The 12,319-nt window shown below is 39.9% G+C and carries 12 protein-coding genes; 3 read left to right on the top strand and 9 right to left on the bottom strand.

Annotated features, from left to right (window positions below; translation table 11 throughout):
- Positions 1-53 precede the first annotated feature (53 nt).
- Both BN8061_RS05765 and BN8061_RS05760 read right to left on the bottom strand, forming a co-directional pair.
- A complete protein-coding gene (locus tag BN8061_RS05765) occupies positions 54-398 on the bottom strand; it encodes a MerR family transcriptional regulator (protein WP_068597290.1) in 345 nt (114 codons plus the stop codon).
- Positions 398-1,399 carry a M23 family metallopeptidase gene (locus tag BN8061_RS05760; protein ID WP_068597288.1) on the bottom strand — a complete coding sequence of 334 codons (1,002 nt, stop codon included), beginning with the start codon at positions 1,397-1,399 and terminating at the stop codon, positions 398-400. Before BN8061_RS05760 ends, BN8061_RS05765 begins: the two co-directional genes overlap by 1 nt.
- Positions 1,400-1,509: 110 nt before the next feature.
- Here BN8061_RS05760 and alaS point away from each other — a divergent pair, with 110 nt between their 5' ends.
- Positions 1,510-4,119: an alanine--tRNA ligase gene (alaS, locus tag BN8061_RS05755; RefSeq protein ID WP_068597286.1), complete on the top strand. Its 2,610-nt coding sequence runs from the start codon at positions 1,510-1,512 to the stop codon at positions 4,117-4,119.
- Positions 4,120-4,292: 173 nt separating this feature from the next.
- On the opposite strand, the gene BN8061_RS05750 is transcribed toward alaS, so the two are convergent.
- Positions 4,293-6,419 carry a TonB-dependent receptor gene (locus BN8061_RS05750; protein WP_068597283.1) on the bottom strand — a complete coding sequence of 709 codons (2,127 nt, stop codon included), beginning with the start codon at positions 6,417-6,419 and terminating at the stop codon, positions 4,293-4,295.
- A 214-nt stretch (positions 6,420-6,633) separates the two neighbouring features.
- On the opposite strand from BN8061_RS05750, the gene BN8061_RS05745 reads away from it, so the two are divergent.
- Positions 6,634-7,038 (top strand): hypothetical protein, encoded by a 405-nt coding sequence (locus tag BN8061_RS05745; RefSeq protein ID WP_068597281.1) that lies wholly within the window; start codon positions 6,634-6,636, stop codon positions 7,036-7,038.
- A gap of 91 nt (positions 7,039-7,129) precedes the next feature.
- Here BN8061_RS05745 and BN8061_RS05740 read toward each other — a convergent pair whose 3' ends face one another.
- The 5 genes from BN8061_RS05740 to BN8061_RS05720 all read right to left on the bottom strand — a co-directional run bounded on the left by BN8061_RS05740 (position 7,130) and on the right by BN8061_RS05720 (position 10,173).
- Positions 7,130-7,516, bottom strand: coding sequence for a DUF423 domain-containing protein (locus BN8061_RS05740; protein ID WP_068597279.1), 387 nt, complete (start codon positions 7,514-7,516; stop codon positions 7,130-7,132).
- Between the two features lie 5 nt (positions 7,517-7,521).
- Positions 7,522-8,196, bottom strand: coding sequence for a tRNA (adenosine(37)-N6)-threonylcarbamoyltransferase complex dimerization subunit type 1 TsaB (gene tsaB / locus BN8061_RS05735; protein ID WP_068597277.1), 675 nt, complete (start codon positions 8,194-8,196; stop codon positions 7,522-7,524).
- A 106-nt stretch (positions 8,197-8,302) separates the two neighbouring features.
- Positions 8,303-8,629 (bottom strand): gliding motility protein GldC, encoded by a 327-nt coding sequence (gene gldC / locus BN8061_RS05730; protein ID WP_068597275.1) that lies wholly within the window; start codon positions 8,627-8,629, stop codon positions 8,303-8,305.
- Positions 8,630-8,639: 10 nt separating this feature from the next.
- A complete protein-coding gene (gldB, locus tag BN8061_RS05725; RefSeq protein ID WP_068597270.1) occupies positions 8,640-9,683 on the bottom strand; it encodes a gliding motility lipoprotein GldB in 1,044 nt (347 codons plus the stop codon).
- Between the two features lie 88 nt (positions 9,684-9,771).
- A complete protein-coding gene (locus BN8061_RS05720; protein ID WP_154662265.1) occupies positions 9,772-10,173 on the bottom strand; it encodes a hypothetical protein in 402 nt (133 codons plus the stop codon).
- A 107-nt stretch (positions 10,174-10,280) separates the two neighbouring features.
- On the opposite strand from BN8061_RS05720, the gene nadE reads away from it, so the two are divergent.
- Positions 10,281-11,069, top strand: coding sequence for an NAD(+) synthase (gene nadE / locus BN8061_RS05715; RefSeq protein WP_068597266.1), 789 nt, complete (start codon positions 10,281-10,283; stop codon positions 11,067-11,069).
- 82 nt (positions 11,070-11,151) lie between these two features.
- On the opposite strand, the gene BN8061_RS05710 is transcribed toward nadE, so the two are convergent.
- On the bottom strand, positions 11,152-12,312 hold the full coding sequence (locus BN8061_RS05710; RefSeq protein ID WP_262509376.1) for a cystathionine gamma-synthase: 1,161 nt from the start codon (positions 12,310-12,312) through the stop codon (positions 11,152-11,154).
- Positions 12,313-12,319: the final 7 nt, after the last annotated feature.

Genomic DNA, 12,319 nt, shown 5'->3' with positions numbered 1-12,319 from the left:
GTTTTTTGGAAGTCTAAATTTACGATTTTTTTTGCATAAAAAAAGATGAGTTACTACTCATCTTCTGTATCGTCTAAACTCGATTTTATCTTCAGCAATTCGGCTCGAATGTTTTCTAAGCGTGCAATGATTTCTATTTCTTCAACAATTCCTTCTTGTTCTTTCAAGGCGATTTTGGCTCCTTCTAGCGTGTAGCCTCTTTCTTTAACCAAATGATAAATCAGCTTCAGATTCTTGATATCTTTTGGAGTGAAAAAACGGTTTCCCTTCTTGTTTTTTTTGGGTTGAATCACATCAAATTCTTTTTCCCAAAAGCGAATAAGCGAAGGATTCACCTGAAAGGCTCGTGAAACTTCGCCAATAGAATAGTATAATTTATCTGGTAATTCGATATGCATTAGTCCAAAGATACGACAGTTTTTTGAGTTTCTTCGTACATTTTTACAAACTCGTCTGGACTCAAATCTTTGTAAAAAAAGTCAATCGGATTGATTACTTTTCCGTGATGATGAATCTCGTAATGCAGATGCGCACCGGTAGACATTCCTGTATTGCCGACATTCCCAATCACATCGCCGCGTTTTATTCGTTGTCCGTTGCGAACTTTTATTTTACTCATGTGTGCATACAAAGTTTCGTAGCCGTTGCCATGGTTCAATTTTACCATATTCCCATAGCCATTTCCAGATCCTGCCATGCTGACTACGCCGTCTGCTGTCGCATAAATTGGAGTACCAACGGGCGCGGCAAAATCCAATCCGTTGTGCATTTTATGAATTTTCAGAATCGGATGAAAACGAACGCCAAAACCAGAGGCTACGCGCGACATCGATTTGTCTGCAATTGGCTGTATCGCAGGAATGCTCGCATACTCTTTTTCCTTCCCATCGGCTACTGCTTTGATATCGGCCATCGACTTGGCTTGGAATTCTAATTTTTTCAGTAAAACATCCATATTCTGAGCCACTTCTGCGACAAATTTTCCGTTTGGTAATTTTCGTAAATCACTATATCGATCACTACCTCCAAATCCTGCCAATCGCACTTCGCTTGGCAAAGATTCTAAACCATAAACCGAGCGGTAAATTTCTTCGTCTTTCTCTACCAAAGCTTCTAAAGCGTGTTGAGCTTCAGCCATTTTAGAAACTAAATTTTTGTATTCTTTTTCTAATTTTTTGAAATCTTTTTTGTTTTGATTCAGCTCAGTCAACATTTGTTGTTCAGAGGGCAAAGAAATATTTTTGGTATAAATATAAGACGTAAAACTACCCGATAAGACTGCTGTAAGAATAAAAGCCAAACCATAGACTAAAGCTTTGTATTTGGGTTGTTTGAAGATGGACTTTTTCTGAGTATAGGTTTGATTTGTCGGTTCTAAATCTATCTGTTTATTTTCCATTTCGTTTTATCTAATTTCTTAGTTTTCTCTATCTTTGTAAACGTTTGCAAAGTAAAGAATATTGTGTTTGCGAATATGTTAATCAAACGATAAAAATATTATAAACTATAATGAAGTCCAAACAGATAAGAAAAGAATTCCTAGATTTTTTTCAACAGAGAGCGCATTTGATTGTTGATTCTGCACCCATTGTACTTAAAGATGATCCAACGCTGATGTTCAACAATTCGGGTATGGCGCAGTTCAAAGAATTCTTTTTGGGCAATGGAACTCCCAAGAGTAAACGCATAGCCGATACTCAAAAATGTTTGCGTGTCTCTGGAAAACATAACGATTTAGACGATGTAGGGAAAGACACTTACCACCATACGATGTTCGAAATGCTGGGCAACTGGTCTTTTGGCGATTACTTCAAGAAAGAAGCCATTGCTTGGGCATGGGAATTGCTCACCGTTGTTTATGGAATTCCCAAAGATCAGCTCTATGTAACGGTTTTCGAAGGCGACAGAGAAGACGGAACCGAGTTGGATCAAGAGGCTTTAGATTTATGGAAAGAACATGTAGATGAAGATCATATCTTATTCGGAAACAAAAAAGACAATTTCTGGGAAATGGGTGATATCGGACCTTGCGGTCCATGTTCTGAGATTCATGTAGACATTCGCCCTGCCGAAGAACGCACCAAAATTGATGGCAAAACATTGGTCAATATGGACCATCCGCAAGTGGTCGAGATTTGGAATCTGGTATTTATGCAATACCAACGCAAAGCCGACGGCACATTGGTACAATTACCCGCAAAACATATCGATACGGGTATGGGATTCGAACGTTTGGCAATGGTATTACAAGGCAAAACATCGAACTACGATACCGATGTTTTCCAACCGATCATCCATAAATTAGAAGAAATTTCTGGTGTAAAATACGGTGCATCAGAAAAAACAGATATCGCCATTCGTGTTGTGGTAGACCACTTGCGTGCTGTAGCTTTTGCTATTGCAGATGGGCAACTACCGTCGAACACTGGCGCAGGCTATGTCATTCGTCGCATTTTGCGTCGAGCAATTTCTTACGGATACCGCTTTTTGGGACTAGACGAACCGTTTATCTATCAATTGTATCCAATCTTGAAAGCTGAAATGGGTGATTTCTTTCCAGAATTGATAAAACAAGAAGCAATTGTAACGGGAGTAATTCGTGAAGAAGAGGCTTCTTTCTTGAGAACAATCGAACAAGGATTGAACCGACTGAACCAAATCATCGAACAATTGGGCGATTCTAAAGTGGTTCCGGGCGATGTTGTTTTCGAACTATACGACACCTACGGTTTCCCAGCCGATTTGTCGCGCATTGTGGTAGAAGACCACGGATTTACCATTGACGAAGCTGGTTTCGAAACCGAAATGGCTAAACAAAAAGAACGCTCAAAAAAAGCTACCGAATTGGTGACCGACGATTGGGTAATTTTGGACGATTCTGGAAACGAAAAATCAATTGCTTACGATAATACCGAGGCCGAAGTAAAAGTGACGCGTTACCGTAAAGTAAAAAATAAAAAAGGTGAATTCTACCAACTGGTTTTCGATCAAACGCCTTTCTATGCCGAGTCTGGAGGACAAATCGGTGATCGAGGTGTGATGATTTCGCCAAACGAAACAATCGAAGTTGTTGATACCAAAAAAGAAAACAACCTCATCATTCACTTCGTTGAAACTTTACCAGAAAACATCGAAGGTAGTTTTCAAGCCAAAGTAGATGTTGCCAAACGCAACGCGACAACCAAAAACCACTCGGCAACGCACTTGTTGCACGAGGCTTTACGCGAAGTTTTGGGTCCACATGTTGAACAAAAAGGTTCGTATGTAGGCGATGATTACCTGCGTTTCGACTTCTCACATTTTGCTAAAATGACCGAAGAAGAAATTGCAACTGTTGAACAAAAGGTAAACGAAAAAATTGTGGAAGCACTACCATTGATCGAAAAAAGAGACTGCAACATGGACGAGGCTTTGGCCGAAGGTGCTATGGCGTTGTTTGGAGAGAAATATGGTGACAAAGTTCGGGTGATCCGCTTCGGTTCGTCTGTTGAATTATGTGGTGGTACACATGTAAAAAATACGGCCGATATCCGTTTGTTCAAGATTTTATCCGAATCTTCGACTGCCGCTGGAATTCGTCGTATAGAAGCCATTACTGCTAACAAAGCAATTGATGTGTTGAAAAAAGCTGAACAAAATTACCACGAAGTTTTAGTTGCCTTGAAAACCAAAAACGACGCAGTAAAAGCGGTTCAATCGCTACTAGACGAAAATGCAGCATTGAAGAAACAAGTCGAAAAATTCTTGGCGCAACAAGCAGCCGCAGAAAAAGCAACTTGGAAAGCAGCGATCAGAGAAATCAACGGTATAAATTTCTTAGCAATCAAAACAAATTTAGACACCAACACTGCGAAACAAAACGCAATTGATCTGAGCAACGAAATCCAAAACGCATTCATCGTGGTCGGAACTAATGACGCGGTAAAACCATCTCTTACCATTGCTATTGCCAAAAATTTGGCGACAGAAAGAGGTTTGCACGCCGGCAATATCGTGAAAGAAATCGCCAAACACATCAACGGTGGCGGTGGCGGACAACCATTCTTGGCGACTGCGGGCGGAAAAGATGCAAACGGATTGGATGCAGCATTGAAGCAAGTGGAAGATTTTGTGAAATAATCTATTTTATAGAATAATAAGTAAAAAAGCGACTCCAAATAAGGTAGTCGCTTTTTAAATGCATTAAATCGACTTTCATTTTTTGTATTCATAGTTATAAATGATTGAAAAAAATTTCTAAAAAAATGCCACTCAAAGGAGCGGCATTTTTTCATTATTTTTCAATTTTCTGATTAGAATCTAAAATTCATCCCACCAATAAAATTGAATCCAGCTTGCGGAAAATAATAAGGTTCTCCGTAGTACGAACCGTATGACACATATTCTTTGTCGAAAAGATTCTGCAAGAGCAATGTAAATTCTAGATTTTTGAGCCATTTTGTTGATACGCTATACTTCAACATGGCATCGGTTACCCAATACGAATCCAATAGCCCGTCTGCTGGCTCCTCGTTCGATAGGTATTGTTCAGACACAAATTTGTTGTTCAACACGATATTGAAGTTTTTGAACGGCATTACCGACAAGCCAACAGCACTGATCCATTCGGGCGAATATGCCGTTTGGGTATCTTTAGTTACCAACTCGCCTTGCTCGTTTTCGAATCGATAATTTTGATTGATGTTTTTGCTCCACGTTACATTTCCGAAAGCGTTCAATCGTTGATGGATGATTGGCACTTGCAAATCGAGTTCGACACCTGTACGGTAACTTTCACCAATATTTTTTCTCAATGCTGTTCCCACATCGTTCAATTGTCCAGTGGCAACCAACTGATTTTTGTATCCCATGTAGAAAGCATTTGCTGTGAAATTCCAATCGCCTATGCGCTTGTATCCCAATTCTACGTTGTTCAATTTTTCTACCTTCGGATTGTCTTTTTCATCGGTAATTCCTTCGTAATCTACTCGCTTAGGTTCGCGTTGCGAAATCCCATAAAACGCATACAATTGTTGGTAAGGGTCGATATTGAAATTGATTCCGACTTTAGGATTTACAAAATGATGTTGCGCTTCGAAAGGTCTGAAATCATCACTGTCGTTTTCGCCATTTGGTAAATATTTCGTCTTGTAGTCTACCATTCGATATTGTACATCTCCAAAAAACTCCCATTGATCAACCGTATACATCAATTTCACATAAGACGAAAGCTGATTTTTGGTTGCTCTATTCAAATAGTAATTATATTTAAGATCGTTCCAGTCTATATTCTGAATCCACTTAACTCTTCCAAAATGATCTCCAACGTACTGATTTACAGATAATCCTGCAAAAAATTTAAATAGACCTAATCGCTGATTCTCCACATCGATATTCACACCATAAAAATCATTATCGAGGTGTTTCTGCCGAATTAAATCTGCTCGGCTTCCCAAATGTTCCAATTTATATTTCGACAAGCGATCATTTTGACGGTAATCTTCATAATATCCTTTTCCTTTGGTATAATGAAGCGTAAAACGAGATTTCCAATCGTTGTTATACTTCTGATTCCAAATCAAAAAGTAATGATTTTGCTGATAATTATCGGTCTGGTTATCGTAGAACGTAATTCGACCATCCTCGTGATAAATTGCTCCCGCAGGGTTGTATCTTCTATCCTTTTCATAAGTTTCACGGTCTATCCCATACCATGCTTGGTAGGTTTTTTCTTTACCAAACATATTCTGGAAACGGAAAGATGTTTTGGAGTTCAGCTCGTATAACGCATTCACATCATAAGACCAAAGATCACTCCAAGCGCGATCGATGTATCCGTCTGAAGCCAAATGCGACAAACGAAGATCTAGTTGCAAACGATTGTCGAGAATTTTACCAGTTCCGCCTTGTAGGGTATATTTTTGAGTATTGAAGCTCCCATACGACAAAGCCAAATCTCCGTAAGCAGTTGGGGATGGATTTTGTGTTTCGATGTTGACACTCGCACCAAAAGTCGCCATACCATTAGTCGAGGTTCCTACACCTCGTTGAATGTAAATGGCACTAGTAGACGAAGCCAAATCTGGCAAATTGACCCAAAAAACGCCTTGCGATTCGCTATTATTCAGCTGCACACCATTGAGTGTAACGTTGATCGAAGACTCGCCAAGACCTCTTACGCGAATGGTAGAATACCCGATTCCATTACCCGTATCAGACGAATGCAAAACCGATGTCGCATTTCCCAATAACGACGGAATGTCTTGCCCGAGATTACGTTCGTTGAGTTTTGATTTAGAAATTTTTTCGACCGAAATTGGTAGTTTTTCGATGATACTCACCGTTTCGAGTTGAATAGAATCCGCTTCAATGCTGTCTTGTTCTTGAGCCTGAAGCAAAGCGTGTGCTAATAAAGACACTAAAATAATCGACCTTTTCATAATAAAAAATTAAATTATAATATGAAAGGGACACGTTGAACTATTTAAAATTACGCGCGCAGTTGTACGTGTGAAGAATCCATCCCTTGGCAGCATTATCTGCCCAGGTTCTATGGGTATAATCTCAGCCATTATAAAAAATAGCACCCCTTTCGATTTTCGCACAAAAATAAGTATCTTTATCGAATAAAACTAAAACTATTTTTTTTACGCCATGCTAAAAGAAAAAATCTATACAATTGGAATTTTGATTTTGATGGGAATTACCTGGAATTGCCAAAGCTCTAAAGCAATTTTATCTTCGAACATCGAAACACAGCCCACGCGAGAAAGTCTGCAAAAACAAAGAGCTAAGCTATTGAAACTCGCAAAGATGGACACCGTATGTCACCATAGCAGCGATTGGAAAATTATCGGGATTGGGTCAAAAGCCTGTGGCGGTCCCACAGAATATATTGCCTACCATAAAGACAGCGATGAAAAACAATTGCTGCACGAAATAAAAATCTACAACCAAGCCATGGCAAAATTCAATCAGCTGAACGGAATTATTTCGGATTGCATGCTGAAAGTGCCCCCACAAATAAGCTGTAAAAATGGAAAGCTTGTTTTGTTATGATCTAAAGTAAAACGGCACAAAATACACTTCGGCAAACTCGTCGAGGGTAGAACCTTGTGCCGCTTCAGAGCGTGATGAGTACGTTTTTTTATTAATATTTCAGTTTGATGAAATACCACATCAAAGCAGCCCATCCAACGATCATAAACAAACCACCCAGTGGCGTAATTGGGCCTAACCATTTTAGGTTTACGCCCCAATAGTCAGTAAACGACAGGAAATAGATGCTCACAGAAAAAAGAAATGTTCCGATGATCCAACTCCAACCAATAGCTTTTTCTATTCCAGAGTTGAACTGCATGTATAAGCCCACAGCCAACAATGCCAAAGCATGATACATTTGGTATTTTACTCCTACTTCGAAACTTGTAAGTTTATCGGCAGCTAATAATTTCTTGAAGGCGTGTGCTCCAAAAGCTCCTAATATTACCGACGTCAATCCATAAAAAGACGCCATTATCAAAACAACCTGTTTCATCTTATTTATTTTTCTGTTTTCTTTTTGCCTGCAACAAAATCTTTGAGGTAGAAAGGCTCGAAATAAGCCACATCTACAAAATCTTTGGCTACAAATCGTTCGTGAGCCAATTTACACATCTCTTCCGCCGAAGGAAATTGTGCCAAAAAATCTGCGTCTAAATGAGCTAAAAATTCTTGCGTCTTCATCGCTCCATCTCCTACAAATAGTAGCTTTTTACCAGCATAATCTGCATACGAATTTTCATCGATCACTTTTGCCGTTGTGTCTGAAATCCAATTCAGTTGATTGTCGAACACGGCAGTATACACTTCCATTCTTCGAGCGTCGATCATGGGAATGATGTAATCGTAGTTCGAATGAGCATGTTTGGCTGCAATTACTTCTAAAGAATTGATCGCCGTCATCGGGATTCCCAAAGCGTAGGCAAAGCCTTTGGCTGCCGAAACGCCAATTCGCAAACCAGTATAAGAACCTGGTCCTTTGGAAACGCAAACCGCATCGAGTTCTTGCAGGTTTTTGTTGGCTCCTTCCATTGCCCATTGTACAAACTGATGCAATTTTTCGCCGTGGGCATAACCATCTTCATATTCTTCTGTCAGTGCTAACAGTTCGCCATTTTCGGCAACAGAAACCGAACAATTCTTGGTCGATGTCTCGAGATGTAAAATTAATGACATGCTACAAATATACGGTTTTATCCATTTTTTTTAGGCAACAAAAAGAGGTAAGACTCACAGTCAAATCCCTTAAAAGTTCTAATGATTATCGGGTATACAATCGCAATTAGCCTTTAATTTTTGATAAATGAGCAAAATTTTCAGCAAATTCGACGATGGCATTTGACACCTCTTGGTCACTTGTAGCCCGTTCGTAAGAACTCGCCATCGAGATGAAAATTTGATGAAAAAATCGCTTCATATCATCTTGTGTCATGTCTTTGGACCACAAATCGATACGCAAGGCTTCTTTTGCCTTATCGTCCCAAACCGAAAGCAAAACGGCTTTGGTTTCCTCGTTAGAGATTCCTCCGTCGGGCGCGCTCCAATTCAACTTTTCTGGAATGTGATTCTCATCCAATTCAATATCAATGCTAATGTTTGTCTTTCTCATAATCTTTTATTTATTCTGCATAATGATAGAGTTCGTCGACTCCTTCACGTTTTGCTGTTCTATATTTTGTAACCGAACTTTTCGAGGGTTTATACTTCGATTCTTTGAATATTTTCTGACTATCCAAATCGTTTATAAAATCGGAAAGCGACACTTCTGGATGGTGTTTGAGGTATTCTCTGGCAATCTGCCAACCAATCCAAGCGCCAATTCTGCCGGGCGAGTCTTGTTCTATTTCGTTGTTGAATTTAGAGAATGGTCCCACTTGCAAAAAACGTTCGGGTAAACTGCGGTCGGCTTTGAAAATATAATTTTGTTCTACAAAAAAATTCCAAATATTTCCTTCGTTTTGTATTGCCCATTCCAATTGCTCGGGTGTATACCCAATTTTGAATTCGTCTGGATTGTTCGGAATTAAAGCATCGGCCAAGATCAACTTTTTCCCTTCGTACAACATGAGATCCAAAAACGCTTGTCCTTTTGGGTTAAAGGGTACGATATCGTGGGCTATTGCTTTTACAATTTGAGCTTTCAAGTGATCGCGATTCATCGACGTTCGCAGGTAGCTGTAAACTTTTACACTGTCGTACAACGGATGTTGTTGTCCCAAAAAACCATCCAAAGCGATAAACATCATTTTATCTCGCGCGCTATACAACACCGGGTCTTCTATATTTTGCAAACCCGAAGAATAAACAAAAACAGTAGGAGTCTCGAAAGTTGGGAAATAATGTTTGTAACGAGAAAAAATTGGTTCTAATTCGGTTTTGAGCTTCACCAAATCGCCCATTGCACGTTTTCCTTCCTGGTAAATTTTTATTTCCTTTTCATCTTTTCGTTGCGATTCCCAAATTGAATCAGAATTTTCGTCGAAAAAGAAAGGATAATCGGTTTTGAGTTTTGATAAGGGAATCGAATCGCTGAAAAAATTTTTGCTGATATCATGCACAACAAGATCTACCGTATCGAAGTTTTCTGAATTCCAGTTGCGTTCCTTTTTACATGACCACAACAAGAACACGACCAAAACACTTAACAATAAATTCGTTTTCATCAATGAATTTTAAAGTACAAAAATACATAATTTACTCATTCGAAAACGAGCAAAAATAACTTGAATCGTGGTTCAAGTTCTACTTTTTTTAGGGTAAAGGTGCTCCCACTGGAATATCGCAACGATGTCCTGGTTCGCCATGAGGCGGATTTACATTTGCAGCATTTTCACCGCCATATTGCATAAAAGGATTGCTTTGTTGTGGCACCGCTTGTGGTTGAACCTGACCAGTAGATGGTGGCGAATCTAAAGGTGCTCCTACCGGAATATCGCAACGATGTCCTGGCTTCCCATGTTCTGGATTCAACGCTACTGTTTCGGCGGTAGATTTTTCTTGTGAGACAGCATCTTCCTGAGGCGATTCTACGGTTTCTACTGCAGAAGCTTGGCTTTCGGTGAGATCAACAGCATTCGAACTTTCTTTTTTTGAATCGCAAGCAAAGAAAAGTCCAACGATGCAGGCAAGCAATAAACTTTTATAAATTTTCATTTTCGTCATTATATTTTGCTGAATATACGCCTATTTTTTCAAATAATCAATTGTGTAAGTTATTTCGCCCTTGGCTCTTTTCTTATATTTGGATAAATATTCGAATTATGCAAACGCAAAAAGTAGTAGAACATATCGTAAATTGGCTGAAAACGTATTTAGAAAACGCGCATCAGAAAGGATTTGTTATTGGAATTTCGGGAGGAATAGATTCTGCGGTAACCTCAACGCTTTGTGCCATGACGGGCTATCCGTTATTGAATCTCGAGATGCCGATTCATCAAGAAAAAAAACAAGCCGAAAGAGCTCGAAAGCATATCGAATGGTTGAAAGCTAAATTCGATCTTATCGATTCGTTGGAGGTCGATTTGAGTCAAACATTTGATTCTTTTGAAGCTGTTGTTCCAAAAATCGATGATCCAGACAAGGTAAATCTGGCATTGGCAAACACCAGAGCGAGATTGCGCATGACGACTTTGTATTATTTTGCTGGTTTGCACAATTATTTGGTGGCAGGCACGGGAAACAGAATAGAAGATTTTGGTGTAGGATTTTTTACCAAATATGGCGATGGTGGCGTTGATATAAGTCCGATCGCCGATCTTATGAAATCAGAAGTTTACGAAATTGCAGCCTATTTGGGCATCGACCATGATATACAAAAAGCCAAACCTACCGATGGTTTATTTGGTGACAATCGCTCTGATGAAGACCAATTGGGAGCCTCGTACGATGAACTGGAATGGGCGATGAACAAAGTAGAAGAAGGCAAAACCGTTGACGACTTCGACGGTAGAGAAAAAGAGGTGTTGCAAATTTACATCAGACTCAACCGCATCAATCAACACAAAATGGTTCCGATCCCGATGTGTGAGATTCCCAAAGAATGGAAATAGTGATCGGCAAGCCGAGGCGATAATCTGTAAAAAAATCCCTTTCAAAAAAATCTGAAAGGGATTAGTATTCATAAACTTTGTTTTAAATCAAATCTAAAACTTGATTCAAATCATCGAGCAAATCGTCGATGTCTTCTATCCCAACACTCAACCGAATAAGGTCGTCGGTGATACCGATTTCTGCGCGTTTTTCGGCTGGTATCGATGCGTGGGTCATGGTTGTTGGGTGATTCGCCAACGATTCTACGCCACCTAAAGATTCTGCCAAGGTAAAGACTTTCAGGTTTTCTAATATTTTGAAAGCATCTTCTTTAGAACCCGATTTCAAGGTAAAGGACACCATTCCACCAAAAGCTTTCATTTGTTTTTTGGCAATTTCATGTTGAGGATGATTGGTCAAACCTGGGTAATAAACCTGCTCGATTTTCGGATGATTGGCTAAGAAGGTCGCTACTTTCATGCCGTTTTCGCAGTGGCGATCCATACGAACAGCCAAGGTTTTGATGCCTCGTAATACCAAATACGAATCTTGTGGTCCAAGGATTCCACCAGTGGCAAAAAGATTGAAATGGACTTTCTCGGCCAATTCTTCGGAGTTTACAATTACCGCACCCGCTACCAAATCTGAGTGTCCGCCTAAATATTTGGTTGCCGAATGCATCACGATATCTGCCCCCAACTCTATCGGACGCTGCAAATAAGGCGAGGCAAAAGTGTTGTCGACTGCCACTAGAACGTCTGAATTTTTAGCTTTTGTCGCCTTTGTAACGGCTTCGATGTCGACCACCTTCATCAGCGGATTGGTAGGCGTTTCGATCCAAATCATCTGGGTTTTGTCGTTCATCAAAGCTACAACATCGTCTACTTTGGTCATGTCTACGAAATGAAATTTCAGTCCGTAATTGCTATAAACACGCGTAAACAAGCGATAAGAACCGCCATACAAATCGTCCATGGCAATGATTTCATCACCAGGTTTGAAGAGTTTCAAAATGCCATCAATCGCTGCCAAACCAGAGCAAAAGGCAAAGCCAGCGACACCGCTTTCGATGGATGCCAATGCGTTTTCTAATGCCGATCGCGTTGGATTTTCGCCGCGTGCATATTCGTAGCCTTGGTGCTTACCTGGGCTTTGTTGGGCAAAGGTTGAGGTTTGATAGATCGGTGGATTCACTGCGCCAGTAGATGGATCGTGTTGCTGACCACCGTGTATTGCTTTTGTATTGAATTTCATGAGTTGAATATTTCTT

Origin of the sequence: Vaginella massiliensis (genome assembly GCF_900089075.1) — a bacterium.
Classification (GTDB): domain Bacteria; phylum Bacteroidota; class Bacteroidia; order Flavobacteriales; family Weeksellaceae; genus Weeksella; species Weeksella massiliensis_A.
Note: the sequence above shows the minus strand (reverse complement) of the source record. Positions and strands in the feature narration are given on the sequence as shown.

Excerpts from the sequence above, each read along its gene's own strand:
- BN8061_RS05765 (WP_068597290.1), bottom strand. The coding sequence starts at position 398 with ATGCATATCGAATTACCAGATAAATTATACTATTCTATTGGCGAAGTT.
- BN8061_RS05760 (WP_068597288.1), bottom strand. The coding sequence starts at position 1,399 with ATGGAAAATAAACAGATAGATTTAGAACCGACAAATCAAACCTATACT.
- alaS (WP_068597286.1), top strand. The coding sequence starts at position 1,510 with ATGAAGTCCAAACAGATAAGAAAAGAATTCCTAGATTTTTTTCAACAG.
- BN8061_RS05750 (WP_068597283.1), bottom strand. The coding sequence starts at position 6,419 with ATGAAAAGGTCGATTATTTTAGTGTCTTTATTAGCACACGCTTTGCTT.
- BN8061_RS05745 (WP_068597281.1), top strand. The coding sequence starts at position 6,634 with ATGCTAAAAGAAAAAATCTATACAATTGGAATTTTGATTTTGATGGGA.
- BN8061_RS05740 (WP_068597279.1), bottom strand. The coding sequence starts at position 7,516 with ATGAAACAGGTTGTTTTGATAATGGCGTCTTTTTATGGATTGACGTCG.
- tsaB (WP_068597277.1), bottom strand. The coding sequence starts at position 8,196 with ATGTCATTAATTTTACATCTCGAGACATCGACCAAGAATTGTTCGGTT.
- gldC (WP_068597275.1), bottom strand. The coding sequence starts at position 8,629 with ATGAGAAAGACAAACATTAGCATTGATATTGAATTGGATGAGAATCAC.
- gldB (WP_068597270.1), bottom strand. The coding sequence starts at position 9,683 with ATGAAAACGAATTTATTGTTAAGTGTTTTGGTCGTGTTCTTGTTGTGG.
- BN8061_RS05720 (WP_154662265.1), bottom strand. The coding sequence starts at position 10,173 with ATGAAAATTTATAAAAGTTTATTGCTTGCCTGCATCGTTGGACTTTTC.
- nadE (WP_068597266.1), top strand. The coding sequence starts at position 10,281 with ATGCAAACGCAAAAAGTAGTAGAACATATCGTAAATTGGCTGAAAACG.